Genomic DNA, 26,079 nt, shown 5'->3' on the forward strand with positions numbered 1-26,079 from the left:
GATACGGGAGCCCCACTGTCCGCGGTGGCGGACCGGCATCCGGGGCGTTTCTTGCAACGTTGTAAGAACCATCACACAGGCCCTCATCCGGCGTCAAGGGGCCGGCGCCGGATTTGTTTCCGGCGCGATTCCGCCGCCATTGACCCAAAACGTGATCCATGCCATATTTTTCTTACAACGTTGCAATGAAACGGCGCCGCGCATCCCTGCTGCCGACCAGCCCCTCTCTCCCGGAAGGACCACGTGATGACGTCACGTCCCTGGGTGCTGCGCGCCGCAGGATTGGCAGCAGCTGCAACCCTTGCCCTGGCAGCCGCACTGCCGACGACGGCCGCCGCCGGCCCCGCTCCCGTCACCCACGCCATCAAGAGCCAGATCAGCCAGGCCGGAGAACCGCCGGGCCAGCAGAAGCTTCCCGTGGACCTGCCCGGTGGAAAGACGGTTGTGGGCGAAACCTCGCCCATCCACGATCCGGCGCTGATCGTTGCCGCCGACGGCACCTGGTATGTCTATTCCACCGGCCTGGTGAACCGGGAAAACGGCGGCACCATCCAGGTGTGGACTTCCCGCGACCATGGGACAACCTGGGAGTACGCCGGGACGGTCTGGGACCGCATCCCGGCATGGATCGACGAACACTTCTCTGACGGCGAGCTGCCCGGCAACCTCTGGGCGCCGGAAATCACCGAACACAACGGCACGTACTACCTGTACTACTCGGCGTCACGCTTCGGCGGAAACAAGTCGCTCACGGCCCTTGCCACCAACACCACGCTCGATCCCAGCGACCCCGACTACGAATGGGTGGACCAGGGAATGGTGGTCTCCTCCCCCGCCACCGGCCTCGACCCGGCCAATCCCGCCAAGACCTTCAACGCCATCGACGCCGGCATCATCGAGGACGCCGACGGCACCCCCTACATGGCCATTGGCTCGTTCTGGTACGGCATCTTCCTGGTCCAACTTGAGTGGCCGAGCGGAAAGCCGGTTGCCGGATGGGAGTCCAAAGCCGTAAACATCGCGGACCGGTTCATGCCCGGGAACCCCATCGAGGCGCCGTACATCACCAGGCACGGGGACTACTACTACCTCTTTGTCTCCTTTGACGCCTGCTGCCGCGGCGGTGATTCGACGTACAAGGTGGCCGTGGGCCGTTCCACCTCGGTCAAGGGCCCGTACCTGGACCAGGAAGGGCGCGACATGTTCGGCGGCGGCGGATCCGTCGTCCTCGATTCGCATGGCGCAATCACCGGCCCGGGCGGCCAGTCCGTCTTTGGCGACTACCTGGCCTTCCACTACTACGACGGTTCCAACAGGACATCCCGTATTTCCCAACCCTCGGCATCCAGAAGATTGACTGGGTGAACGGCTGGCCGGTCTTCAACCAGACCGTGGAAACGCCGTCGGTCCTGAAGCAGCCAAAGGCGGCCGCAGCAGGCGGCGCCGTCACGTTTACCGCCACCGCGGGCGGCACGCCGGGTCCGGTGGCAGTCTGGGAAATTTCGTACGACGGCGGCGCAAGCTGGCAGCGGGCGGACCACCAGCCCGTGACGAAGCGGACGGACGAAGGCAGCTACCGCTCGACGCTCGAAGTGTCCTCCGGCACGTACAGCGATGCAGGCCTGCTGGTCCGGGCAGTGTTCCGGAACGCCCACGGCAAGGCTGCCACTGACGCCGTCGGCTTCCCCGCCCCTCCCGGCAGGTAAGGCTCCTTCCGTCAAAGTTCGGGGGCGCGCTCCTCAGGCAGCGCGCCCTCGTCCTCCGGATGCCGTTTCAGGTTCAGCAGGGCAAGCGCCAGGCCGCCCCAGACCGTGAGGATGGCGATGATCATCATGGTGATGGCTATCGGCGTCACAGTGCCTTCTCCTTCTCCTCGTCGGCCACCACGGCGTCGTACTCGGGGTCGTGGTGGGCCTTGGACCGGTGGCTCCAGGGAATGAATGTCAGTGCCAGCGCCAGCACCACCAGGGCCCCGGCCATACCCCAGCCGAAGATGCCCACAAACCATTCCGGGTAGCCCTCATAAGTGGCGGTGATCTTGCTGATGAACTCGTTCGACACCATGTAGATCAGCGCCAGTGGAACGACGCCAGCCACCAGGATCATCCACGTGCGCCGCATCTTGACGGTGGAGATCCTGTTCAAGTGCGAGGACAGCAGAGGCAGTTTGCGCAGGAACCAGGCGAGCACCACGACGGTGACCAGGGCCCCGAGCGTGATGCCGAAGCTGTTGACGAACGCATCGGAGGTGTCCAGCAGGTAGAGGCCGGTGGCCGTGGGGAAAGGCCCAGCGAGACCGCCGCCACCAGCCCGCTGACCACCAGCGACGCCTGGACCCGGCCCCAGCCGAGCTTGTCCTGGACCGCGGCCACAATGACTTCGAGGACCGAGATCAGGGACGTGATGCCCGCGAAGACCAGTGACCCGAAGAACAGCACGCCCATGAAGGCTCCGAACGGGGCCTGGGACACGATAGTGGGGAACGCGACAAACGCCAGCCCGATGCCCTGCGTCACCACCTCGTCCACGGCGGTTCCCGCAGCCTGGGCCATGAAGCCAAGGGCGGCAAAGACGCCGATTCCGGCCAGGATCTCGAAGCCCGAGTTGGAGAAGGCCACCACCATGCCGGAGCCCGTGAGGTCCGTCCGGCGCTTCAGGTAGGAGGCGTAGGTGACCATGATGCCGTACCCCACGGAAAGGGAGAAGAAGATGTGTCCGTAGGCCGCCGCCCAGACGGCCGGATTTGCGAGCGCCGCCCAGTCCGGGGTGAAGAAGGCGTTCAGGCCCTCGGCCGCGCCGGGAAGGAAGAGCGACTGGACCACCAGGAGGAGGAACATCACCATCAGCAGCGGCAGCAGGATGGCGTTGGCGCGGGAGATGCCCTTCCTGATCCCGGCCACCATGATGAGGATGACGGCGGCCCAGGTCAGCAGCAGCGGGAAGAACACGGACGGCACGTATTCGAATCCCAGGCCGGGGCTTCGGCGATGCTCAGGAAGTTCCCGAAAAAGAAGCCCTCGGCGTCATCTCCCCACGCCTCGGTGAAAGAAAAGACCGTATACATAACGGACCAGGCGATGATGACCGCGTAGTACGCGGCAATCACAAAGCAGACCAGCACCTGCCACCAGCCGAGTGGTTCGGCGGCACGGTGCAGCCGCCGGTAGGCCAACGGCGCCGAGCCGCGGAACTTATGGCCCACCGCATAGTCGAGGAACAGCAGCGGGATGCCGGCCGTCAGCAGGGCCACCAGGTACGGGATGAGGAACGCACCGCCGCCGTTATCGTAGGCGATGTAGGGAAAGCGCCAGATGTTGCCCAGCCCCACCGCCGAGCCGATGGCGGAGAGGATGAACAGCCGGCGGGACGAGAATGTTTCGCGCTTGGCCGGACTGGCGGGCTGCGCTGGCGAGGAAGCAGTCATGTCCGGACTTTACTGCTGCCCTTCCGCCTGCAAAAGCCCCCTCTGTTGTGCGCGCACCCGGGAAGGCCTGGCCGGCGGCCTTTCTGTCACCCCAGGAGAGTAGGGTTCCGTCATGGACATCATCTTGGTTCCCGGTTTCTGGTTGGACGCTTCATCCTGGGAGGAGGTGACGCCGGCGCTTGAGGCGGCGGGACACCGCACGCATCCCCTCACCCTTCCCGGCCTGGAGTCGGTGGATGCCAACCGTGCCGGCATCGGCCTGCGCCAGCATATCGACGCCGTAACCGCGGAAGTGGACGCCACGGACGGAAAGGTGGTGCTCGTGGGCCATTCAGGCGGCGGGGCCATCATCCACGGGGTGGTTGATGCCCGCCCGGACAGGATTGCGCGGGCCATCTACGTGGACAGCGGCCCCCTCGGTGAGGGCGGCGTGATCAACGACGAACTGCCTGCAGACGGCGACGACGTTCCGCTTCCGCCCTGGGAAGGATTCGAGGACGCCGATCTGGTGGACCTCGACGACGGCCTCCGCAGGAAATTCCGCGAACGGGCCATTCCGCAGCCCAGGGGCGTGGCCTACGATCCGCAGCACCTGCACGACGAGCGGCGCTACGACGTCCCCGCCACAGTCATCGCCTGCGAATTCCCCTCCGCCATGCTGCGCGAATGGATCGACGCAGGCCATCCATTCGTGGCCGAGCTTGCCCGGGTCCGCGACGTGGAATACGTGGACCTGCCCACTGGCCACTGGCCGCAGTTCACCAGGCCGGCGGAACTGGCCGGGGCCATCCTCGCCGCCGTGGACCGGAACGGCCAGCTACATTGAACGGACCGCCCCGTGCCTAGGAGTTCCCATGCCGCGCCCCCGATCACCGCAACTGTCCGTGGATGCCATCATCCGCGCCGCTCTGTCCCTCGTCGATGCCACCGGAGACTTCAGTTTCCCGAAAGTGGCCAAGGAACTTGGCGTCAGCCAGGCCTCGCTCTACAACCACATCGACAACCGCGAACACATCATCGAGCTGATGCGCGGACTCGTCTTCTCCGAGTTCTCCGCACGGAGGCACCTTGACCCTGCCAGCCTGCCCTGGGACGAGGCACTTCGGACCCTGGCCCACGAGTACCGCGACTGCCTGGTGGACCACCCCCGGCTGGTGCCGCTCCTGGTGACCCAGACCGTGCAGGACTTGGGCGTGATGCGGATCTACGAGGATATGGCGATCGTCCTGGGCAAGGCAGGCCTGGACCTTTCGGTCATCGTCCCTGCCATCACCACCGTGGACTACCTGGTCCTCGGCTCCGCACTGGAACTGACTGCCCCCGACGTCGTCTGGTCTCCCCCGCCGGGAGAATTTCCGGCGCTGACTGCAGCCATCAGCGGACTGGGCTCCCCTGCCGAGCGCTCCGACGCCGCTTTCGCCTTCGGGCTGGCGACGATCGTGGCCGGGATCCGGGAGGTAACAAAAATAAGTTTCTGAAAGGCTTTCACTAAAACCCTTGTGCCGGGCGGGGTCCATCTTCATAATAAATGAAGGCCATTCATTTTGTGACGGCATTCACTCCATCCCAGCAAGGAGAATTCCATGTCCCAGGACGACCCCACCACAGGGCGCGTACCCCTGACGCCGCGCCGGGCGGTTTCCGTCTTCGGCATCAGCGTCGTCGGCTTCATGACCGCCAACCTGTTCCCGTCATGATCGTCGCCCTGACCGGCGAACTCGGCTTTTCGGACACCGAAGCCGGCACCCTGATGACCGGCTCGCTGCTCGCCTGCGCCGTCGCATGCCTGCTGTCGTCCAGGCTGGCAGCCGGAAAAGGAAGGTACCTGGTGGCGCGCGCCGGTCTGGGGCTTGCCGCGGCAGGTTTCGCAGCCGCAGCCTTCATCCCGTCCGTTCCCGTCGTCGTCGCCGGCGTCCTGATCGGCGGGCTCGGCGCGGGCGGCGCCGTCTCGGCAGGCGGGGCCGCCCTGGGCGCCCTCCGCAACCCGGACCGCGCCTCGGGCCTCAGCGGCTTCGCCAACCGCGTGATCGTTTCCGTGGTTCTCTTTGTCGTCCCTGTTCTGGGCGCGGGCATGGGCAGTGCGTTCGGCCTGCTCGCGGGCCTTGCCCTGGCGGCCCTGTTCACCACCGCCTGGCTGCCGGGCAGCCCCGCCAGTACCACCGACGGGCCGCGGGCAGCCGCCGCCCCGGGTAAGGGCTCCCGGTCCACGACCCTCGCCGGGCTCGGCCTGCTGGCCTGTTTCGCCCTGTGGGCCCTCAGTGAGGATTCCCTCTGGGCCGTGGCCGCCACCATGGGCGCCGACCAGGCGCGGCTCGACGAAACCGGCATGGGGCTGGTCCTCAGCCTCTCCACGCTCGGCGGACTCCTCGCCTCTGGCCTCATCGGGTTGGCCGGGCGCCGGCTGGGCAGGACAGCGCCGCTGGCCGTGGCGCTGGTGGCGGGGGCAGCGTTGAAGATGCTGTCCGGAACAGTGACCGATCCGGGCCTCTACATGGCAGTGATCATCGCCTGGAACACCATCTACATGCTGGCCTTCATCTACATCGTGGCCACCGCGGCCGCGCTGGACGCCTCCGGGCGCTGGTCCGCCCCCGTGCTCGGCGTCTACCTGATTGGGTCCTCATTCGCCCCGTTCTTCGGAACGTTCCTCTCGGCTTCGGCGGGGTATGACGTCCTCGGCTACGTCCTGGCGGGCATGACCCTGGTCCTGGCTGTTCCGCTGATCCTGATCTCCCGCCTGTCCGTCCGGATCGACCGGGAGGCGGTCGGCAACCCCCCGACCAACATCAACAAGGCGGCCATCGTCTAATGCCCTGCTCCGACCTGAAGGAAAGCACTCCCTTGCCTGCACGCACGCTGTATACCAACGCCGCCGTGTTCACCGCCGACGGCGCTCCCGCGGAAGCCTTCGTCGTGGAAGGATCACAGTTCATCCACGTGGGGGACGAAGCCGGTGCCCGCATCGCGGCGGGGAAAGGCGCTGCGGAAGTGGACCTTGAAGGCCGCTTTGTCCTGCCCGGCTTCGTAGATGCGCACACCCACCTGCTGATGACGGGCCAGGCCCTGCAGAAGGTCCAGCTGCGGGACGCCGCCAGCCTCGCCGAACTGCAGCAGCGCCTCCGGGACGCTGCTGCGGCCAGCGATGCACCGCGGATCCTCGGCGCCGGCTGGCTCCACAGCGCCCTCGACGGGCAGCCCCCTACCCGCCAGTTGCTGGATGCAGCGGTCCCGGACCGCCCCGTCTACCTGGACGCCAATGACCTGCACTCCGTCTGGGTCAACAGTGCGGCCCTGGCGGAACTGGGCATCGACAACGACACCCCGGACCCCATCGGCGGACGCATCGGCCGCGACCCTGGGACGGGCGAGGCTGACGGGGTGCTGTATGAAACGGCAGTCCAGCAAATCATCTGGCCCGCCCTTGCGGCGCAGGCCACGGACCAGGACCGCGACGCACAGCTGGAGGAGGCCTTCGCCAACTACCTGGCCGTCGGCGTGACCAGTGCCGTGGACATGGCCGTCCAGGACGACGACCTGGCTGCTTTCCGCCGCGCCATGGAACGCCGGAACGGCACATTGCCCATCCGGGTCAAGGGCCACCTCCTGGTGGCCCGCCACGAAGCGGAGTCCGACAACCTGGCACAGGTGGCCAAGGCCGCGTGGCTGGCGGCCGAACTGCACAGTGACTGGCTGCAGATCTGCGGCATCAAGCTGATGGTGGACGGCGTTATCGACAGCTGCACCGCCGCCATGAAGGAGCCGTACGCGGACGGCAGCAGCGCCGAGCCGGTCTGGGACCGCGCATCGCTGACCCCGGTGGTGATTGCGGCGGACGCCGCAGGGCTGCAGATCGCCCTGCACGCCATCGGCGACGAAGCGTCAGACATCGCCCTGGATGCGCTGGAGGAGGCGTACCGCCGCAACGGGCCGCGGGACCGCCGGCACCGCATCGAACACCTGGAAACAGTCACGGAGGCGAACGTTTCGCGGCTGGCGGCCCTCGGCGTCGTGGCTTCCATGCAGCCCGTCCACGCGGACCCTGCCATCCAGGACACCTGGCGCAGCATGCTGGGCGACCACCGCTGCGAGCGGGCCTTCCCCTGGACCGAGTTCACGGAGGCCGGCGCCACTCTTGCACTGAGCACCGATGCGCCGACGGCACCGCACCAGCCGCTGCCCAACATGTACATTGCCGCCACCCGCCGCTCCGCCCTTGACCCCGCACTGGACGCAAACCTTCCCCGCTACGCCCTGAAGCTTGCTGACGCGTTCTGCCACGCCACCCGGGACGCCGCCTACTCCTGCCGCGCCGAAGACCGCCAGGGCAGGATCGCCGCCGGCTATCTGGCGGACTTCACCGTCCTGGACACCAACCCGCTCCAGGCGGACACCGCCGAACTGCTCACCAACTCCACCCGGCTCACCGTTGTGGGCGGCAAGGTGGCGTACGACGCCGGAGTCTCCCGGCCGGCCGTCCCGCCGCAGCCGGTGCCCGCGTGGGCCAGCCCGCCTAAGACATTTCCCCACCACAAGCCAGACCGAAAGACCCAGGAATACCGATGAAACCCGCTCCCGCCCCCACCGCAGCCGCCACCGAACCGGCACCGGCAACGTCCATGCCCGCTGAATGGGACGCCCACCAGGGCACCTGGATGGCCTTCCCGCCGCCCAACGACACCTTCGGCGAAGTAGGAAGTCCAACCCTGGACCGCGCGCGCGCCGCCTGGACCAAGGTGGCCCAGACCATCGCCCGCTACGAACCCGTCACTGTGGTGGCCGATCCCCGCGATGCCACCGCAGCCCGGGAATGGCTGGGCGACGGCATCACCGTGCTCGAAGTCCCCCTCGATGACGCCTGGCTCCGGGACAGCGGACCCACCTTCGTGCACCAGCCGGACGGTTCGCTGGCTGCCGTGGACTGGATCTTCAACGGGTGGGGCGCGCAGGAGTGGGCCGCGTGGGACAAGGACCAGGACGTTGCCCGCACCATCGCGGCGGAGACTTCCGTTCCCGTCAGGTCCAGCTCCCTGGTCAACGAGGGCGGCGGATTCCATGTGGACGGTGAAGGAACCGTGCTGTTGACCGAGACCGTCCAGCTTGATCCCGGCCGCAACCCGGGAGCCACCAAGGACTCGGTGGAGGCCGAGATCCATGCCGCGCTGGGCACCACCAGGGCCATCTGGCTGCCCCGCGGCCTCACCCGCGACTACGACGAGTTCGGCACCCGCGGGCACGTGGACATCGTGGCCGCCTTCGCCGGTCCCGGCACTATCCTGCTGCACCGGCAGGACGACCCCTCCCACCCGGACCACGCCGTCTACCTGCAGCTGAAGGCAGCTCTCGCCAGCCAGTTGGATGCGCAGGGACGGCCCCTCCGGATCATTGACGTCCCCGCCCCCACCACGCTCAAGGACGACGAAGGCTTCGTGGACTGGTCCTACATCAACCACTACGTGGCAAACAACGTGGTGGTGCTGTGCGCCTTCGATGATCCCAACGACGCCATCGCCGCCGGCATCCTGGAGCGTGCCTACCCCGGCCGCACCGTGGAACTGGTGGACGCCCGCGACATCTTCGCCTTCGGCGGCGGCATCCACTGCATCACCCAGCAGCAGCCGGCAGCGCGGGGAGGTGCGGCATGAGGCTCGCCGAAACAGCCGGCACACCGGGCACAAAGGCCCGCTTCGACGTCGTCGAGGCCTCCATCAGTGAACTCCGTGAGGCACTGGAGTCGGGGGAGGTCACCAGCGAGGAACTGGTGCGGCTGTACCTGGCGCGGATCGAGAAGTATGACTGCTCCGGAATACATCTGAATGCGCTGGTGGTGATGAACCCGGACGCCCTCGCCGACGCCAAGGCATCCGACGATCGCCGCGCCCGGAACGCCACCCTGGGACCCCTGGACGGCATCCCCTACACCGCAAAGGACAGCTACCAGGCCCGCGGCCTCACGGTGGCCGCCGGATCTCCCGCCTTCAAGGACCTGGTGGCCCAGAAGGACGCCTTCACCATTGAACGGCTGCGCGCCGGGGGTGTCGTCCTGATCGGGCTGACCAACATGCCGCCCATGGCCAACGGAGGTATGCAGCGCGGCGTATACGGCCGCGCCGAAAGCCCGTACAACGCGGACTACCTCACCGCCGCCTTCGCCTCCGGGTCCTCCAACGGCTCCGGCACGGCCACGGCCGCCAGCTTCGCCGCCTTCGGGCTCGCGGAGGAAACCTGGTCATCAGGCCGGGCGCCGGCGTCGAACAACGCCCTCTGCGCCTACACCCCCTCACGCGGCGTGATCTCCGTCCGGGGCAACTGGCCGCTGGTCCCCACCATGGACGTGGTGGTGCCGCACACCCGGACCATGGACGACCTGCTGGAGGTCCTGGACGCCGTGGTGGCGGACGACGCGCAGACCCGGGGCGACTTCTGGCGGGTCCAGCAGTGGGTGCCGGTTCCCAAGGCCTCCGAGGTGCGGCCGGCCTCCTACCTGGAGCTCGCGGTCCCGGACAGCGCAGCCGCCAGGGGTGTGCTCGCCGGCAAGCGGCTGGGGATCCCCCGGATGTACATCAACGCGGACCCGGAGGCCGGAACAGCACCCGCCGGCGGGATCGGCGGCCCCACCGGGCAGCGCATCGAAACCCGGCAGTCCTTCATCGAGCTGTGGAACGCCGCGCGGCGAGACCTGGAAGCCGCCGGCGCCCACGTCGTCGAGGTCGACTTCCCGGTGGTGTCCAACTATGAGGGCGACCGCCCCGGCGCGCCCACCATCGCCACCCGCGGCCTGGTGTCGCCGGACTACCTGCGCCGCGAAATCGTGGACCTCTCCGCCTGGTCATGGCACGACTTCCTCGACGCCAACGGGGACCCGCACCTGAACCGGCTGGCCGACGTCGACGGTGCCGCCATCTTCCCCGCTCCGGACGGTTCCCTGCCGGACCGGTACGACGGGTTCGACGACGACATCAGCGACTACCCCGCCTGGATCCGGAAGCACGGGGTCCCCTCCCTCGCGGACATCCCCCACCTCGAAGAAGGGCTGAAGGGGCTAGAGGAAACGCGGCGGGTGGACCTGGAAGAGTGGATGGACGGGCTTGGCCTGGACGCCGTCGTCTTCCCGGCAGTCGCGGACATCGGCCGGGCGGACGCAGACGTCAACGAAGCTTCGGCTGACCTCGCCTGGCGCAACGGCGTGTGGGTGGCCAACGGGAACCTGGTGCCCGGCACCTCGGCATCCCCACGGTCACAGTACCTATGGGACTGGCACCGGACATCGCCATGCCGGTTGGCCTCACCTTCGCCGGCAAGGCGTACAGCGATTCGGCACTGCTGCACCTGGCCGCGGCCTTCGAGGCCACCGGCAGCCGACGCGTCCCGCCGCCGCGCACCCCTGCCGCTGGCGCCTGATCTCCTGGCATCACCCCCGGAAACGGATATTCTGGAGGCAGTGATCTTCATATCCTGCCTGTGACCCGCAGCCTCCGCTGCTTCCTCCCGTCGCTCCCCTTCGGAGCGGTGATTCCGCGTGCCCCGGAGGGGAACTCCACGACGAGTTCCCCTCCTCCCCACACCCCAACCGGAACCATCGTCGGGAGACACCATGAACATCCTGCCCCCGGGCACCACCGCCCCGGTCCCAGATCAGAATCGGCTGCGGGCTGACTGCTCACGCTGCTTCGCGCTGTGCTGTACAGCCTTCGGCTTTACCCGCTCGGCGGACTTTGCCATCGACAAACCGCCGGCCTCGCCGTGCCCCAACCTCGGGGCGGACTTCTCCTGCACCATCCATGACCGGCTGCGGCCCCGCGGCTTCCGGGGCTGCACTGTCTTTGACTGCTTCGGTGCCGGCCAGGCAGTCAGCCAGGGCCTGTTCCAGGGTGTCAGCTGGCGTGCCAGCCCGCAGTCCGGGCCTGCCATGTTCGGGGCCTTCAAGATCATGAAGCAGCTGCATGAGATGCTCTGGCACCTGGCCGGGGCCGAGGCACGGGTGTTCAGCCCGGACACTGCTGCCGAGGTGCGGGAACTGCGGGAGGAGCTGGCCTCCGCGGCGGACGGAACCCTCCAGGACCTGCTGGACCTTGACCTCGACGTCCTTCACGGCCGGGCCCGCGATGTGCTGGGTGAGGTCAGCGCGGAAATCCGGGCCGGCTATTTCGCCGCGGACGGTGATCCCGGGGCCGGCCGGCTGCATGCCGGTGCCGACCTGGCGGGTGCCCGTCTGCGCGGCGGCCGGTTGTGCGGGGCGGACCTGCGCGGCGCCTGCCTCATCGGGGCCGACCTCCGCGACACCGATCTCGCGGGCGTGGACCTGCTGGGTGCGGACCTGCGCGATGCAAGGCTCGACGGCGCCAACCTCACCAGCGCACTGTTCCTCACCCAGGCGCAGGTCAGCGCTGCCCGGGGAACCCTCGCCACGCTGCTCCCGCCGGTGCTGGCCCATCCCGACCATTGGAAGGGGTCCTGATCCCCGGCGGGGCGGACGGGCTGCTGTCCGCCTTGACACCGCGATTGTTAGCGCTGACAGTGGAGGGAGCCATCCCCGCCGACCGAAAGCCGACTTTATGAAGAACTGGGCAGGAAACCTCGACTACTCATCCCGTGAGGTGCAGCGGCCCGGGTCCGTGGCCGAACTGGCCGAGGTTGTTGCCCGGTCGCCCCGGGTGAAGGCGCTGGGGTCCCGGCACTCCTTCAACACGGTGGGCGACACGGATGGCGTGCACGTTCTGCTGGACGCCCTGCCCCGGCAGATCGAGCCCGATTCGGCGAAAGCCACCGTCCGCGTCAGCGGCGGCGTCAGTTACGGCGAGCTGTGCCGGACGCTGGAAAGGCGGGGCCTGGCCATCCATAACCTGGCTTCCCTGCCGCACATTTCGGTGGCGGGCGCGGTGCAGACCGGCACGCACGGGTCCGGCGTCGGCAACCAGTCCCTGGCGGGCGCCGTCCAGACCATCGAGCTGGTCCGGCCCGGCGGCGACGTGGCCACCCTGTCCCGCGGGGACGGCGACGAGTTCCTGGCCGCCGTGGTGGGATCGGGGGCATTCGGCGTCGTCACCGGCCTGGAACTGTCCGTCCGGCCCAGCTTCCGGATGCGCCAGCGGGTGCTCGAGGACCTGCCGTGGGACCGCGCACTGGAAAACTTTCCGGCCCTGGTGTCCAGCGCCTACAGCGTAAGCCTCTTCACCAACTATGCCGGCGACGCCATCAGCCAGGTCTGGCTCAAGGCTCTCGACGAGGAACCGCCCCTGGCCGGCCTCTTCGGTGCTACGGCCGCCGCCCGGCCCCGGCACCCGCTGCCGGACATGTCCGCGGAAAACTGCACGCCGCAGATGGATGAGCCCGGCCCCTGGCTGGACCGGCTGCCGCACTTCCGCCACGAGTTCACGCCCAGCAAGGGCGAGGAGCTGCAAAGCGAATTCATCCTTCCGCTGGAGCACGCACCCGCCGCCATCGAGGCGGTGCGGGGGCTCGCAGACAAGCTGGCACCCCTGCTGTTCGTCTCGGAGATCCGCACCGGCGCGGCCGACGATTTCTGGCTCAGCCCGTTCTACCGCCAACAGAGCGCCGCCCTGCACTTCACCTGGAAGCCCCTGCAGCCGGAGGTGGAGGCCCTCCTTCCCGAACTCGAGGACCGGCTCCGTCCCTTCGGGGCCCGCCCGCACTGGGGCAAGCTGTTCTCACCCGCCGGCCATGACTGGGAGCAGCTGTACCCCCGCTTTGCAGGGTTCCGCTCGCTGGCGGCAGCGCACGATCCTGACGGAAAGTTCCGGAACGGGCTGCTGGACACCGTACTCGGGGTGCCGGCGGCCAGCCCGCGCTGATTTTGCCCGCTCGGGGCGGCGGCGGAGCAGCGGCTAGGCTTGAAGCATGAAACGCCGCCTCGCCGCCCTGTCCGCCGTCCCCCTGATGCTGCTGCTTGCCGGCTGCGGTGCCGTGGAGGAAGCTGCCACCGATGCCGCCAACGATGCCGCGTCTAAAGTTGCCACGGCGGCCGCGGACGAAGTGAACCGGCAGATCTGTGCCGTGGTCCAGGACGGACTGGTGAGCGTGGAGGACAAGCAGGTCCTTGCCGGGTTGGTTTCTGCAGCCCGCACGGCAGGGGTTCCCGCGGAAATTACGACGCCGCTGGGCGAGATTGCGGAGGCCGGCGACCAGGTGCCGCAAGAGTCCGTCGAGGCATTGAAGGACGCCTGCCCGGCTTAGCTAGTCTTTCCGCTCGGGGTCCACGGCCCTAGCCGGCTGCGCATCGGACTGTGGCTCCTGGGCCAATTCCTCGCCCGGCCCGCGCCGGCCCCCAGTCTTGGGCGTGTGCGGCCGCCGCGTCCGGTGGTCCGGCGCCACGAAGGGGAGCACTTCCGGATGCCGGTTTGCCGGCAGCGCGCTGACGAACTTGGTCAGCTCGTCCTGCAGCACTTTCCAGCCAATGCTGGGGTCATCCGGGTAGGCATTGATCTCGGCATGCCGGGCCGATTCCAGTGCCGTGCGTCCGGCTTCGGTGAGTTCGACTTTGAGCTGCCGGCGGTCTGTTGCCTGCCGCGTCCTGGTGATATGCCCCGCTGCTTCCAGCCGGGTAAGGATCCGGCCAAGCGTCTGGCTTTGCACCCGAATGGCGTCGGCCAGCTGCTCCTGGTTCAGCGGGCCCGGGGCCAGGCCCTCCAATGCAATAACGGCAGCCCTCGTCAGGCCCAAGTGAGCCAGCGCATCATCCTGCCGCCTTTGGACCAGCCGCGCCGCCAACGTGATGAGGCGGTAGCTGTTCCGGGCGTCGGGATCAAGGTTGCTCGTCATCGGCCATGGCCTTCCTGTAGGTGGCAATAGGCTGCTGCACTTGCTTCTCTACGGTCCTACAATAAGCATGCTTAGCATCAAATTCGCAAGTAGGCTTACTATCCTCCCACGTCCCGGCCGCGCAAAATCACAAGCGCTTGCCGCTGCCCCTTGCGCATCAAAAGGGAAGTGTGCTTAGTATCTAGTTAGTAACCATGCTTACTAATCGCCAGCACTGCTGGTTCTTGATCGCCAGCTAACCCTTGAGAAAGAGAGCCCGATGACAGAGAACCAATGGCCCCAGACCCCGAACACCACGCCGGCCGATCCGTACGCCGGACAGGCCACAGGAGTTGATGGCAGCTACACGACTGCTGCCGCGGACACCTCCTCCACCTCCAAGACGCAAGCGGCGAAGGAAGAGGCTTCGCATGTAGCCAGCGACGCAGCAACCGCAGCCCAGGGGGTCGCCCAGACGGCCAAGAGTGAGGCTGCCAACGTGGCTGCCGAGGCGAAGTACAACGCACAGGACCTGCTGAACCAGGCAAAGTCCGGCCTGACCAGCCAGGCCGGCACGCAGCAGCAGAAGGCAGCGGAGGGCATCCGCTCCCTGTCCAGCCAGCTGCAAAGCATGGCCTCCGCCCCGGACCAGCAGGGAATGGCCAGCGATCTCATTCGGCAGGCCGCCCAGCGCGGTGAATCGGTCGCATCGTGGCTTGAGAACAAGGAACCCGGCGATATGCTGACCGAGGTCCAGCGCTTCGCCCGCAACCGCCCCGGCACGTTCCTGCTGCTTGCGGCCGGTGCCGGCGTCCTGGCGGGCCGCCTTACGCGGAGCCTCACGGCAGGCGCACCGGAGACCAGCACTGGAGTGACGGGCACGCTGGCACAGCAGGCGGCCACCCCGCCGGCAGCACCGCTCCGCCAGGAAACGGTCTACGCCGCAGGCACGGACGATCTTTTCACGGAACCGACAGTGGGCACCGGAGCGCCGGTATCCACCTCCACCCTTCCGGCTGGAACCACGGAGGACACCCCGCTCCGCTTCGAGGATGACCCCTACCGGGATGAGGACGGCAGCTACCGTGCTGCTGACGGCACCTACCGGTCAACGGAAGGGCGGCAACTGTGAGTAGCCAGATTCCTGAGATGCCGCCGAGTGAGGCGCATCAGAAGGCCGATAACGCCTCCCTTGGGGAGCTCCTGGGTGATGTGACCCGGGACCTGTCCACCCTGATGCGCCAGGAAGTGGAACTGGCGAAGGCCGAACTCAAACAATCCGCCAGCCGCGCCGGGAAAGGCTCCGGCATGCTCGCCGGCGCCGGCGTGGCCGGACACTTCGTCCTGGTCTTCCTGTCCCTGGCCCTCATGTTCGCCCTCGGCGCCCTGATGCCGCTTGGCTGGGCCGCCGTGATCGTCGCCGTCCTCTGGGCCATCATCGCCGCGGTCCTGGCCAGCATCGGCCGCAAGGAACTCAAACAGATCAAAGGCCTGCCCAGACCGGCGAAACACTCTCCGAAATCCCCCCAACCCTAAAACCAGGTGAGGTCAACCGATGAGCGAGAACCCCGACGCAATCCGCCAAGACATCGAAGCCACCCGCGCCCGGCTGGGCACCAACGTGGACGCCGTCGCGGACAAAGTCACCCCGTCCAACATCGTCCACCGCCAAACCGACAAAGTCCGGGACGCCGTGACCGGGGTCAAGGAGAAAATCATGGGAACAGCAGACCACGCCACCACCCGCGTCCAGAACACCATGCACACCGGAACCGGACACACCAGCGACGCCCTGCACCACACCGGCGACACCCTCCACGACGCCAAGGACAACGTCGCCGCCCGGCTCTCCGACGCCGGCACGGCCGTGTCCCACGCACCGGACCAGGTCAAAGCCAAAACCCAGGGCAACCCCCTCGCCGCAGGCCTGATCGCCTTCGGCGCCGGGATGCTCGTCTCCTCCCTGATCCCGCCAAGCCAGAAAGAACGCGAAGCCGCGGACCAGCTCAAAACCGCAGCCCAGCCCCTGGCCAACCAGGTCACCGAGGCCGCCAAAGACATGGCCCAGGACCTCAAGGAACCCGCCCGCGAAGCGATGGAAAACGTCAAAGCCACCGCCACCGACGCAGCCCAAAACGTCAAAACAGAAGGCCAACACGCCGCCACCGACGTCAAGGACCGCGCCACCGACGCCAAAACCAACGTCCAAAACACCTAGGACAAACAGCCGAGGGCCGCTCTTCCGTCCGGAAGGGCGGCCTTCGGTCTTCCCCGCCTAAGCCAAGGAGCAACGCCATGAAGAAACTGCTTTTCGCCCTGCTGCCCACCGTCATCAGCCGCATCATGCGTGCGCGGAAGGCGCGGCAGGCGCGCACCGGCCACGTTCCCCCGCGGAACCGGTACTAGGTCTCCACCAGGGCCCTAGCGCTTGCCCTTCTTGCGGGATCCCTTGCCGCGGCCCTTGTCCGGGTTGGGGGCATAGCGCTGGGCGACCTTGGGTGCCGGCTTCCGCACTCCCCCGCCCCGGCGGTCCGGCTTGGGATCCTTCTTCACCTTGGCCGGCTGGGCGGACGGCTGCCGGGAGCTTTGGGCGGTGCGTCCCCGGACGATCCCGATGAACTCCTCCAGGACCTCGTCCGTGGCGTCCGCCAGCCAGACCAGGGCGATCTCGGTTCCCGGGGCGCCGTTGAGCCGGCGGGCCACCGTGTCCTTGACGTTGAAGTGGCGGGCGACGGACATGGGCAGGACAGCCAGGCCGGCCCCGGCGGCAACCACCTGGAGCGCGGCTTCCGGCCCACCGAGGGCAGCAACATCCAGGAAGGACTCCTGCTCCAGGTCGGCGAGCGCCACCTCTTCGAACACAGAGATTTCGTGGCCCTTCGGAGCCACCACCACCGGCTGCTCCTCGTAGAGCGGGATGACGCTCAGGCCGTCGCGCTCAACGGGGAGCCGGACAAAGGCCATGTCCGCCTGGCCTCCGCGGACAGGGCCAACGTGCGCGCCGCCGTCGTGCATGAACGCCTGCAACGGAATGTCCGGCATCCGCTCTTCCCAGCGGCGGATCCACTTGCCGGGGGTCACCCCCGGCACGTAGGCAATGCGGAGGGTCCGCGGCGCCGCCTGCTCCCCCGCGTCGGAGTCCTCGGATGCGTCGGGCGGGGTGGTGTTGTCAGTGGGCACGTCTTCACAGTACCGTCCGCCCGGATACCCTTGAAGCATGACCTCTGCAAACTCCCAGTCCATGAAGCCGGCCACCGTTGCCAAGAAACTTGGCATCTACCTGCCCGCAACACCGCAGGAGTTCCAGGAATCAACCATCACCCGGGAGGAGTTCGCCGAGCTCCAGGCCAACCCGCCGGAATGGCTCGCAGAGCTGCGCCGCAACGGCCCGCACCCCCGTCCCGTGGTGGCGCAGAAGCTGAACATCTCCATCAGCGGCCTGGCCCGCGGCGGCGTTGAGGACGCGCTGACGACGGCGGAAATCACCGCGCTGCTCCAGGCTCCCCCGCAGTGGCTGGTCACCGAGCGCGCCACGCACGCCGCAGTCCGCGCCGAAGCCCAGCGGGTGAAGGAAGAGGCCGCGAAGAAGGCTGCAAAGAAAGCCCGCGCGCAGGCCAACTAGGCTCTCCCGCATCAGAGGCTTGTCCGCCGGTCCCACCCGTAAAGGCGCGGACCCGCGGACAATCCTCTGTTCTTTAAGGAATGTCAGTCCTGGTGCAGCTGGACGAAGTTGCCGCAGCCGTCGTCGAACACGGCGCTGATGCCGGACGGGTCCTCGGCCGGTTCGCCCCGGAACACCACGCCCTCGTTGATCAGCCGGTCGTACTCGGCCTGGACATCCGGGACGCCGAAGACGATGGCCGGGAGGCCGGCGTCGTGCAGGGCATTCATGTAGTTGGCTGCGATCGGATTGTCGCTGGGTTCCAGCAGCAGGCCAACTGAATTCGCGTCCGCACCGGGGTCCTTGATGATGTACAGGTTGTACTCCTGCATGGCCATCAGGGTCTCGAAGCCCAGGGTTCCGGTATAGAAGCTGTGGGCGGCGGCGGGGTCCTTGACGTGGATGCTGCACATTTTGAGTCTCATGCTCCTCACCGTACGTTCCAGCCCCGCTTCAGGGAACCTTCCAGGCCATTGACCCTGCGTCCCGGACACTGTGCAATTAAATGACCAGCCCGGGATTCCGCGGCCCGGGCGCTGTTAGGGTCGGGTGTCAGCCATGGGGGAATCCTTGTTCGAGGGATTGGTCCAGGGGGTGTGGGCGCTGCTGCTGGCAGGGCCTGTCCTGGTAGCCAGCGTCGCCGCCACCGTCTTTGTGGTCCGGCGCCGTGCCCTTGCCGGTGGCAACGGGCAGCCGGAACGGTCGGACCAGCTCTTCTGGGACCTGTTCCTTGGGGCATGCGTCGCTGTTCCTGCCCTTTTGATTCCTGCGCTGGTCTCGCCCTGGACCGGCCTGTTCCTGGGCGCGGCCGGGGTGGCCGCGGGCGTTGCGGCGTACCGGGGAACCCCGCGGTACCTCAGCCGGCGCGCGGCGCGGCAGAACAGCCGCGAGCAGGAGTCCGCGCACCTGGCGGCTATTGCCCGGCACGACGAAGTTGTCGCCAGGTGGCGGCGCTATGAGCTGGACCCGGCGTGCAGCATCGACTATCCAGCCCTCACGGACGTGCGCCTGCCGGAGACCTCGGCGTTCATCAAGGCGATGCGGACGGCGGACCAACTGCGCCTCCATGCCCACCAGGGCTATCCCGACGCCGTCACGCGCCTTGCTGCCTCGCTGGCCGATGCCGAGCGGGCGGCCGGGATTCCCGCCGAGCAGGCATAGGCCGGACGTTAAGTGGTGTGTCGGCGGCGCTGGAAGGTTCCGGCGCACCGGCGATAGCATCCGGAGATGAAGCCAGAGGAATTGCCGGAGCGCGACCAGTTCGGCCGGCTGCTCGAGGACCGCGGGGTGTGGCGCCAGGCCACCACCCTGGAAGCCGCCGGTGAGCTCACCGCCCGCTGGCTGGAGGGCGGCAGCTCGTACCAGCCCGGTCACTTCGCCGCGGGCTACGACGCGGAGACGGGACCGATAGCTGCGGCCTTGGCCGAGCTGAACCGGAACGGGCTGTTCACCAAGGAGTCCCAGCCGGGCCTGCAGACCGGTACCGCCGCACAGCGGGAGTACGTGACAGGCTTCTGCAGCGCCGCCGTTGCCGGAGACCTGCTGTCACTGTCCACCCGGACTGACCTGGTCACGGTGGCCCACGCGCCGGGCGAGGCCAGCAGCGCGTCAATCCCGGTCACCCTGGCCGGAGCGGAAGTCACCACGGTGCTGGGCTCGAGCGAGAACCCGGTGGACGAGGCGCAGATCCGGGATTGGGCCGACGAGACCAATGACGCCCTGGCACTGCTGCTTGCCGACTCCTGGTACGTGGAGATCCTGGACCCCGTGTGGGGACGCAACGGTGTACTGCTTCCCGCCGTGCTCGGTGCCCTGACCGGGCGGGACGTTGGGCACTACCGGACCTGACCTGCGGGCCTGACACTTTGTGGCATGAGCAATCTCCCCACCCCCGGGCGCGTCCCGCTCCGGCCGTGCTCCCCGACAGGCACCCGGTAAGGCATCAGCCATGGACCTCCGCCTTTTCTCTCGGCTGGTGTTCCTGCGCGCCGCCCGGCGGAGAAGGGATCACTGGGACGCCGCCCGGATCACCGCACACCAGGACCACGCCCTCCAGGAGCTCCGCAGCGCAGCCTATGCCGGCTCGGCGTTTTACCGGCGCCACCATGCCGGCCTCCGCGATGCCCCACTGGACCAGTTGCCGCCGGTGACGAAGGCGGACCTGATGGACCACTTCGACGAGGCGGTCACCGCACCGGGCCTGAGGCTCGCTGACCTTGAAAACCATTTGCGCGCCCTGGCCCAGAGCGACGGAGACCCGGGGCTGCCCTGGCAGGGCAGGTGGTGGGCTGCAGCAACGGCCGGGACCACCGGCCGGCGCGGAACCTTCGTCTGGAACCGCGCCGAGTGGGCAACCGTCCTGGCCTCCTACGCCCGGGCGAACGACTGGGCCGGGATCCCGGTCGGGCTCACCAGGCCCCTGAAAATGGCCCTAATCAGCTCGCGCGTCCCCACCCACCAGTCCGCCGTCGTCGGCGCGTCCGTGCGCTCCAGACTTGTCCCTGCCCTCCGCCTGGACGTTACCGCGCCCATGGCCGAGACGGTTGCCGCGCTGAACCGGTTCCAACCCAGGGTCCTGGTGGGCTACGCCTCAGCCCTCAAACCCCTCGCGGCGGAGCAGCGCGCCGGACGCCTGCACATCTCCCCGGAGGGCGTCATGTCCGCATCCGAGGTCCTCAGCCCCCACGCTGCGGCGGAACTGGAGGCCGCATGGGGAAGCAAGCCCTTCGATGTCTACGCAGCCACCGAGACGGCAGGGATCGCATCTCCCTGCACGCATCAAAACCGCCACGTCTACGAAGACCTGCTGATCGTCGAACCCGTGGACCAGGCCGGAACACCGGTACCGGCCGGAACAACGGGGGCAAAGCTCCTCGTCACGGTTCTGTTTTCCCGGACGCTTCCCCTCATCCGCTACGAAATGTCCGACACCATAAAGCTCGGCGGACGCGGCTGCCCCTGCGGACGCTCCTTCACACTGCTCCACGAGATCGAAGGCCGGATGGAGGACGTCCTGCACCTGCCCGGAAAAGCAGGCCGGGTGGCGATCCATCCGATCGTGTTCCACCACATCCTCGACGAAGCTGGCAGGAACGGGTGGCAGGTTGTCCAGGAGCCCTTAAGGCTCCGCGTGCTTCTCTGCGGCCTCGCCCCGGGAGCTTCCATGGAAGGAGTCCGCGACGCAGTAACGGGCGCGCTCAAGACAGCAGGCGCAATGGACACCCGGGTGGACGTGGAACTGGTCGACCGGCTTGAGAGGACGGCCCTGGAAAAGCACCCTTCGTACGGGGCCTGCGCGGCCAGCCATGACATATCCACTGAGCACCGCATTGGGGAGAACGAAAAAGGCGGGGCTGCTGCCCCGCCTTTCCCTTCACCGAAACCTACAGCTCCACGGTGCCGCTTTCGCCCACACTCATCCGGTCATGGGTGACCTTTGACTTGACCCACTGCAGCACGGTTGCGGCGGTGCCGCCCGGGCTGGTCCAGTACTCGGCGGAGTCCGAATCGACATGCAGCAGGCACACCTCGGGGGTGTCCGGTCCGTCCGGGAACCACGCTTCGACTGCCTGGTTCCACAGCTCGTGGATCTTGGCCCGGTCCGTCACAACCTCGGCGGTCCCGGCCACGGACACCCATTCGGTGCGCTGGCCGAAGGCGACATTGACGCGCGCGTCGGCCCGGACGTGGGCGACCTGTGACGTGCCGAGCCCGGTGAAGAACCACATGTCGCCGTCGTCCTTAACCTCCTGGACTGCCAGCGGCCGGCTCACAAGGGCGCCCTTCTCGTTGATGGTGGTCAACATCCCGATCCTGGAATCGTTGATGATGTCCGTAACCTTGCTGATGCCCTGGGCGTCAGTCATGTCTCACCTCGCTTGTCTGCATAGGGGACGCTCCCCACTGGCAAGCCTATTAGTAAGCATGCTTATTTGCTACCCGACGGCGACAGCCACCTTTGCCACTTCGGCGATCCGGGCGGCGGTCTGACGGCCGATCCGGATGGCGCCATCCACGTGCTGGTAGCCTTCGGCGGCGAGGTCGGAGGAGGCCCAGTAGATGGGGCCGACGGGGGTTAGCTGGTCCTTGCCGTAACGGTGCAGGCCGCCCAGGTCGTAGCTGGCGGCGTAGGCGCCGCGGGTCCATTCCTCCGAGCCCCAGTCGGACTCGTAGTAGACCTCGGGCGTGAGTGCCTCGTCGCCGAGGAAGCCTGCGATGGAGGCCAGGATCGCCTTCTTGCGGTCTTCGGCACCCAACTCGAAGACGGCGTCGGCCTTTTCATCGGAGACGAAGCCCACCAGGGTGCCGCGGGTGTCGCCGTGGTTGGTGTTGTCGTAGACCTCCTGGACCAGGGCGTCGGCGCCGAAGCCCGTGCCACAAAGGCCTTTGTCGCGCCAGAACGGGCGGTCGTAGACGGCGTGGACCTTGATGACCAGGCCCAGGGACTGGTGCTGGTGCATCTGGTGCTGCCGGCGGGGCAGCGGCGGGTTGAAGGAGACGCGGGAGTACAGGTTGGGCGGGACGGCCATGATCACGAACCGGGCGTTGACGGTGGCGCGGTCCGATTCGACGGTGACGCGGTGGCCGCCGTCGGCGTCCGGCTCCCAGTTGATGGTGCGCACCGGGGTATTCAGGACGACGTCGTCGCCCAGTTCCTGCGCCTGCAGCAGGGAGACCTGCTGCATGCCGCCCACCACGCGGCGGTCCAGGATGAAGTCCTCGTCGGTCAGGTGGGTGAATGAGCCAGCCGAGGCTGCCATCAGCACGGCCTGCAGTGCCGAGAAGGCGTGGGCCGGCTTCGTGAGCATGCCGCCGGCGATGAACAGGCCGATGTTCTTGCAGGCTTCCTCATTGGCGGAGTTCTGCCGCAGCCAGTGGTGGAAGGAGATGGTGTCCAGTTCCCGCGCCTTGGGGTGGGCCCAGGGTTCGGTGGCGCCGATTTCCGCGGCGAGCCCGTCGAGCAGGGCGACCAGGCGGTCCATTTCGGCCTTGGTTGCGGGATCCACCGGGAAGGTGTCGCCGGTGTAGCGGACGGGGATGCCGTCGGAGCCGATGTAGACGGATTCGCCCTGGCGGTAGCGGGGGTAGGTCTCGAGTCCGAGCTCGTCGAGAAGGTCCAGGAGTACGGTCTGGTCCGGGGAGACCCACTGGCCGCCGATTTCGAGCATGGCGCCGTCCACGGTATCGGTCCAGGTACGGCCGCCCACACGGTCGCGGGCCTCGAGCACGGCGACGGTGAGCCCGGCCTTCTTGAGCTCCCGGGCCGCGGTGAGTCCGGAGGGACCGGCGCCAACGACGACGACGTCGCGGTTCAGGTTCAGCATGATGTCCTCTCTGCCTCCCGCGAAGTGACCGGGAGCACTAAATGAATGCCGTTCATTTAGTAAAACTATAGCTGGTAGTGGCCGGGACCGGAAGTGCCCGGGTGGAATAATGCTGGGGACCACCAAAGAAAGGGCAGGAATGCCGGCAGTATCAGCCGAAGAAGGACGCACCGCGGGGACCGGGACGGGGCGCCGGCGGGCCGGCCGGCCATCGGCTGCGGTGCTGGACAAAGCAGGCATTACGACGGCGGCCCTGGACCTGATCAGTCGCAAGGGCTACGACGGGCTCACCATGGCGGCGCTGGCGAAGCAGCTGGAGGTGGCGCCGTCGGCCCTGTACAACCACGTGGCGTCTAAGCGCGACGTGCTGCTGCTGGTGGAGGACCACCTGACGTCGTTGGTGGATGTCTCGGCGTTCGGCTCGAAGTCCTGGGAGGATGCGGTGCGCACCTGGGCCTGGAGCTACCGGGACGTCTTTGCCGAGCACACTCCCCTGATTCCGGTCATTGCCGTGCTGCCCGTAACGGACGCACCGCAGACCCTGGCAATGTACGAGACGGTGAGCAAGGGGTTCCTGGACGCCGGCTTCCCGGAGGAGCGGATTGTGTCCGCGATCGTGGCACTGGAGTCCTTTATCTTCGGATCCGCCTATGACGTGACGGCCCCGGGAGACATCTTCGAGCCGGGGTCGATGGCCGAGGCGAACCCGCACTTCACCGCCGCAGTCCGCAGTTCCGCTGGCCCCGGGCGCCCCGCCGACACGGCGTTCGGCCTGGGGCTGGAGGCGCTCATCTCGGGACTGGGGGCGCTGCGGGGGCAGGCGGGCTGAACCGGTCCGCCCTAATCCCCTGCGACCTCGCCCCCGCCAGTGACTTCGCAGCTGATGTCCCCGAGGAGGCTCGCATCCGGCCCGGCGTCTTCGCCTAACAGGCCGCCGATCACCGCTCCCACGTCCGCCAGGGCATGGAGGCACGTGGGGTCCTCCGCTGGCAGCGTGGGGATGGAGCCTGCTGCCGGTCCGTTCACGGGGGTGGGCGCGGGGGATGGCGCAGCCGGTTGGCCGGTCGTAGTCGGCACCGCCGCCACCGGAGCAGGAGAAGCCGCGGCGGTTCCGCCGCCCGCATCCTGAGGCGTCCCCTCGACGTCGGGGGCCTGCCCGGCTGCAGCGGCCTCCCCCGCCTGCGCGGCGCCTGTCTCCGCTTTCGCCTCGGCTTCTGCCTTCGCCTGGGCTTCTGCTTCCGCGTCGGCGTCAGCCTTCGCATCGGCTTCCGCTTTCGCCTGGGCGGCAGCCTCGTCCGCGGTCTTCCTGTCCGCCGCGGCCCTAGCCCTCGCAGCCGCCGCCAATTGGCTGGTACCCACCGCAGCGGCGTCGGCGCTGGCCGTGGTCCCGGCTTGCTCCGGATCTGCCGCCGCCGTCGGACCGGGTGAGGTGCACGCGGTGGTCACGAACAGAGCAAAGAGCGTACCGGTGGCCAGCAGATAATTCCTGCGCATGGAAAACAAAGCCTCTTCATGGGAGTGCGGAGCGGCAGGCCTCGAGAGGTTCCCGCCTGGAACGGTTTCCGGCCTGGTAACGGAGGGGCACCCCAGGGGCATAGCACCCAGAAGCAGCAATGATGCTTCGCCGGGCGTGCGCTCCGACCGGTGACCTAAACGTTACATTCCACTGTCGGGCCCTGGCCAATCGCCACCCCTGGAAGTACTTGTACTATAAGTTAGTTACTTGTATCCTATGAGGGAGGGCGATGGCGCCCAGCATCCCTTCACTAGGAGAATCCATGAGCACCGTCGACCTGATCCGGCACGTCAAACTGTCCACCGCCCGCCTCCCGCTCGCCGTGCCCATCAGCGACGCCAAAGTGTTCACCGGCCGCCAGAAGCCAATGACGGAAGTGGTCTTCCTCTTCGCCGAGATCACCACCGAACAAGGCCACACCGGCCTCGGCTTCAGCTACTCCAAGCGCGCAGGCGGTCCGGCCCAGTACGCCCACGCCAAGGAAGTTGCCGAGGGAATCATCGGCGAGGACCCCAACGACATCGGCAAGCTTTACACCAAGCTCCTCTGGGCGGGCGCTTCGGTGGGCCGGTCCGGCGTCGCCACCCAGGCCCTCGCCGCCATCGACATCGCCCTGTACGACCTCAAGGCCAAGCGCGCCGGACTCCCCCTGGCCAAGCTCCTCGGCTCCTACCGCGACTCCGTCCAGACCTACAACACCTCCGGCGGCTTCCTGAATGCCACCCTCGACGAGGTGAAGGCCCGCGCCACGCAGTCCCTCGACGAAGGCATCGGCGGCATCAAGATCAAGGTGGGCCTGCCGGACAGCAAGGAAGACCTCCGCCGCGTGGCGGGCATCCGCGAGCACATCGGCTGGGACGTCCCGTTGATGGTGGACGCCAACCAGCAGTGGGACCGGGCGACGGCACTGCGCTTGGGCCGCCAGCTTGAGGAATTCAACCTCATCTGGATCGAGGAACCCCTGGACGCCTACGATTTCGAAGGCCACGCCCATCTCGCCCAGGTGCTGGACACGCCCATCGCCACCGGCGAGATGCTCGCCTCCGTGGCCGAGCACAAGGGCCTCATCGCCGCCAACGGCTGCGACATCATCCAGCCGGACGCCCCGCGCGTCGGCGGCATCACCCAGTTCCTGCGCCTCGCCGCCCTCGCGGACGAACGCGGCCTGGGCCTTGCCCCGCACTTCGCCATGGAGATCCACCTGCACCTGGCTGCGGCCTATCCGCGCGAGCCGTGGGTGGAGCACTTCGACTGGCTGGACCCCCTGTTCAATGAGCGCCTTGAAACCAAGGACGGCCGGATGATCGTGCCGGACCGGCCGGGACTCGGCGTCACCCTCAGTGACCAGGCGCGCGCCTGGACCACCGAATCAGCGGAGTTCGGCGCGTAATCTTGAAGC

General features: G+C 67.7%; 25 protein-coding genes and 3 pseudogenes. 20 read left to right on the forward strand and 8 right to left on the reverse strand.

Annotated features, from left to right (window positions below):
* Positions 1-246 precede the first annotated feature (246 nt).
* Together ACPEE0_RS20345 and ACPEE0_RS20350 are read left to right on the forward strand one after the other, a co-directional pair.
* Complete coding sequence (locus ACPEE0_RS20345; protein ID WP_424575175.1) at positions 247-1,365, forward strand: arabinan endo-1,5-alpha-L-arabinosidase; 1,119 nt, start codon at positions 247-249, stop codon at positions 1,363-1,365.
* Positions 1,362-1,706: a hypothetical protein gene (locus tag ACPEE0_RS20350; RefSeq protein ID WP_424575176.1), complete on the forward strand. Its 345-nt coding sequence runs from the start codon at positions 1,362-1,364 to the stop codon at positions 1,704-1,706. The genes ACPEE0_RS20345 and ACPEE0_RS20350 overlap by 4 nt, the downstream gene beginning before the upstream one ends.
* Positions 1,707-1,717: 11 nt before the next feature.
* On the opposite strand, the gene ACPEE0_RS20355 is transcribed toward ACPEE0_RS20350, so the two are convergent.
* Positions 1,718-1,855 (reverse strand): methionine/alanine import family NSS transporter small subunit, encoded by a 138-nt coding sequence (locus ACPEE0_RS20355; protein WP_009358081.1) that lies wholly within the window; start codon positions 1,853-1,855, stop codon positions 1,718-1,720.
* Positions 1,852-3,424: pseudogene (locus tag ACPEE0_RS20360) on the reverse strand (sodium-dependent transporter). The gene ACPEE0_RS20355 and the pseudogene ACPEE0_RS20360 overlap by 4 nt, the downstream one beginning before the upstream one ends.
* Before the next feature lie 112 nt (positions 3,425-3,536).
* On the opposite strand from ACPEE0_RS20360, the gene ACPEE0_RS20365 reads away from it, so the two are divergent.
* From ACPEE0_RS20365 to ACPEE0_RS20405, 9 genes and pseudogenes are all read left to right on the forward strand, one after another.
* Complete coding sequence (locus ACPEE0_RS20365; protein ID WP_009358082.1) at positions 3,537-4,250, forward strand: alpha/beta fold hydrolase; 714 nt, start codon at positions 3,537-3,539, stop codon at positions 4,248-4,250.
* Positions 4,251-4,278: 28 nt separating this feature from the next.
* Positions 4,279-4,902: a TetR/AcrR family transcriptional regulator gene (locus ACPEE0_RS20370; RefSeq protein ID WP_009358083.1), complete on the forward strand. Its 624-nt coding sequence runs from the start codon at positions 4,279-4,281 to the stop codon at positions 4,900-4,902.
* 215 nt (positions 4,903-5,117) lie between these two features.
* Entirely contained in the window at positions 5,118-6,233 is a 1,116-nt protein-coding gene (locus tag ACPEE0_RS20375; protein ID WP_424575177.1) for an MFS transporter, read from the forward strand.
* A gap of 32 nt (positions 6,234-6,265) precedes the next feature.
* The gene (locus ACPEE0_RS20380) at positions 6,266-7,987 is read left to right on the forward strand and encodes an amidohydrolase (RefSeq protein WP_424575178.1); all 1,722 of its coding nucleotides are present in this window, start codon (positions 6,266-6,268) and stop codon (positions 7,985-7,987) included.
* Positions 7,984-9,066 (forward strand): agmatine deiminase family protein, encoded by a 1,083-nt coding sequence (locus tag ACPEE0_RS20385; protein WP_354176515.1) that lies wholly within the window; start codon positions 7,984-7,986, stop codon positions 9,064-9,066. Before ACPEE0_RS20380 ends, ACPEE0_RS20385 begins: the two co-directional genes overlap by 4 nt.
* A pseudogene (locus ACPEE0_RS20390) lies at positions 9,063-10,822 on the forward strand (amidase). Before ACPEE0_RS20385 ends, ACPEE0_RS20390 begins: the two are co-directional and overlap by 4 nt.
* A gap of 193 nt (positions 10,823-11,015) precedes the next feature.
* Positions 11,016-11,879: a pentapeptide repeat-containing protein gene (locus ACPEE0_RS20395; protein ID WP_009358085.1), complete on the forward strand. Its 864-nt coding sequence runs from the start codon at positions 11,016-11,018 to the stop codon at positions 11,877-11,879.
* A 97-nt stretch (positions 11,880-11,976) separates the two neighbouring features.
* A complete protein-coding gene (locus ACPEE0_RS20400) occupies positions 11,977-13,233 on the forward strand; it encodes a D-arabinono-1,4-lactone oxidase (protein WP_424575179.1) in 1,257 nt (418 codons plus the stop codon).
* Positions 13,234-13,279: 46 nt separating this feature from the next.
* Entirely contained in the window at positions 13,280-13,615 is a 336-nt protein-coding gene (locus ACPEE0_RS20405) for a hypothetical protein (protein WP_009358087.1), read from the forward strand.
* On the opposite strand, the gene ACPEE0_RS20410 is transcribed toward ACPEE0_RS20405, so the two are convergent.
* Positions 13,616-14,200 (reverse strand): MarR family winged helix-turn-helix transcriptional regulator, encoded by a 585-nt coding sequence (locus ACPEE0_RS20410; protein WP_009358088.1) that lies wholly within the window; start codon positions 14,198-14,200, stop codon positions 13,616-13,618.
* A 259-nt stretch (positions 14,201-14,459) separates the two neighbouring features.
* Between ACPEE0_RS20410 and ACPEE0_RS20415 the strand changes: the two genes are divergently transcribed.
* The 3 genes and pseudogenes from ACPEE0_RS20415 (at position 14,460) to ACPEE0_RS20425 (ending at position 16,397) form a co-directional block, all read left to right on the forward strand.
* On the forward strand, positions 14,460-15,311 hold the full coding sequence (locus ACPEE0_RS20415; RefSeq protein ID WP_354176512.1) for a hypothetical protein: 852 nt from the start codon (positions 14,460-14,462) through the stop codon (positions 15,309-15,311).
* A 17-nt stretch (positions 15,312-15,328) separates the two neighbouring features.
* Positions 15,329-15,738, forward strand: a pseudogene (locus ACPEE0_RS20420) (phage holin family protein).
* Positions 15,735-16,397: a DUF3618 domain-containing protein gene (locus ACPEE0_RS20425; RefSeq protein WP_407708850.1), complete on the forward strand. Its 663-nt coding sequence runs from the start codon at positions 15,735-15,737 to the stop codon at positions 16,395-16,397. Before ACPEE0_RS20420 ends, ACPEE0_RS20425 begins: the two are co-directional and overlap by 4 nt.
* 203 nt (positions 16,398-16,600) lie before the next feature.
* Here the strand turns inward: ACPEE0_RS20425 and ACPEE0_RS20430 are convergent, their stop codons facing one another.
* Positions 16,601-17,434 carry a LysR family transcriptional regulator substrate-binding protein gene (locus tag ACPEE0_RS20430; protein ID WP_009359412.1) on the reverse strand — a complete coding sequence of 278 codons (834 nt, stop codon included), beginning with the start codon at positions 17,432-17,434 and terminating at the stop codon, positions 16,601-16,603.
* On the opposite strand from ACPEE0_RS20430, the gene ACPEE0_RS20435 reads away from it, so the two are divergent.
* Complete coding sequence (locus ACPEE0_RS20435) at positions 17,397-17,801, forward strand: DUF5997 family protein (RefSeq protein WP_035753827.1); 405 nt, start codon at positions 17,397-17,399, stop codon at positions 17,799-17,801. The genes ACPEE0_RS20430 and ACPEE0_RS20435 overlap by 38 nt on opposite strands.
* 83 nt (positions 17,802-17,884) lie before the next feature.
* Here the strand turns inward: ACPEE0_RS20435 and ACPEE0_RS20440 are convergent, their stop codons facing one another.
* Positions 17,885-18,265, reverse strand: coding sequence for a VOC family protein (locus ACPEE0_RS20440; RefSeq protein ID WP_035753825.1), 381 nt, complete (start codon positions 18,263-18,265; stop codon positions 17,885-17,887).
* A 133-nt stretch (positions 18,266-18,398) separates the two neighbouring features.
* Between ACPEE0_RS20440 and ACPEE0_RS20445 the strand changes: the two genes are divergently transcribed.
* The 3 genes from ACPEE0_RS20445 (at position 18,399) to ACPEE0_RS20455 (ending at position 21,273) form a co-directional block, all read left to right on the forward strand.
* Positions 18,399-19,001, forward strand: coding sequence for a hypothetical protein (locus tag ACPEE0_RS20445; protein WP_083875118.1), 603 nt, complete (start codon positions 18,399-18,401; stop codon positions 18,999-19,001).
* A gap of 66 nt (positions 19,002-19,067) precedes the next feature.
* The gene (locus tag ACPEE0_RS20450; protein ID WP_009359408.1) at positions 19,068-19,688 is read left to right on the forward strand and encodes a DUF6919 domain-containing protein; all 621 of its coding nucleotides are present in this window, start codon (positions 19,068-19,070) and stop codon (positions 19,686-19,688) included.
* A gap of 100 nt (positions 19,689-19,788) precedes the next feature.
* Complete coding sequence (locus ACPEE0_RS20455; RefSeq protein WP_424575180.1) at positions 19,789-21,273, forward strand: phenylacetate--CoA ligase family protein; 1,485 nt, start codon at positions 19,789-19,791, stop codon at positions 21,271-21,273.
* Here ACPEE0_RS20455 and ACPEE0_RS20460 read toward each other — a convergent pair.
* Positions 21,224-21,706: a pyridoxamine 5'-phosphate oxidase family protein gene (locus ACPEE0_RS20460; RefSeq protein WP_009359406.1), complete on the reverse strand. Its 483-nt coding sequence runs from the start codon at positions 21,704-21,706 to the stop codon at positions 21,224-21,226. The genes ACPEE0_RS20455 and ACPEE0_RS20460 overlap by 50 nt on opposite strands.
* A gap of 69 nt (positions 21,707-21,775) precedes the next feature.
* Positions 21,776-23,164, reverse strand: coding sequence for a flavin monoamine oxidase family protein (locus ACPEE0_RS20465; protein WP_424575181.1), 1,389 nt, complete (start codon positions 23,162-23,164; stop codon positions 21,776-21,778).
* A gap of 109 nt (positions 23,165-23,273) precedes the next feature.
* Here ACPEE0_RS20465 and ACPEE0_RS20470 point away from each other — a divergent pair, with 109 nt between their 5' ends.
* Complete coding sequence (locus tag ACPEE0_RS20470; protein ID WP_424575182.1) at positions 23,274-23,993, forward strand: TetR/AcrR family transcriptional regulator; 720 nt, start codon at positions 23,274-23,276, stop codon at positions 23,991-23,993.
* An 11-nt stretch (positions 23,994-24,004) separates the two neighbouring features.
* Here ACPEE0_RS20470 and ACPEE0_RS20475 read toward each other — a convergent pair whose 3' ends face one another.
* The gene (locus ACPEE0_RS20475) at positions 24,005-24,658 is read right to left on the reverse strand and encodes a hypothetical protein (protein ID WP_424575183.1); all 654 of its coding nucleotides are present in this window, start codon (positions 24,656-24,658) and stop codon (positions 24,005-24,007) included.
* Positions 24,659-24,942: 284 nt separating this feature from the next.
* Between ACPEE0_RS20475 and ACPEE0_RS20480 the strand changes: the two genes are divergently transcribed.
* The gene (locus tag ACPEE0_RS20480; protein WP_424575184.1) at positions 24,943-26,070 is read left to right on the forward strand and encodes an L-talarate/galactarate dehydratase; all 1,128 of its coding nucleotides are present in this window, start codon (positions 24,943-24,945) and stop codon (positions 26,068-26,070) included.
* Positions 26,071-26,079: the final 9 nt, after the last annotated feature.

This window comes from Arthrobacter sp. SD76, assembly GCF_049726125.1.
In the GTDB taxonomy this organism is placed as follows: Bacteria; Actinomycetota; Actinomycetes; order Actinomycetales; family Micrococcaceae; genus Arthrobacter; species Arthrobacter nitrophenolicus.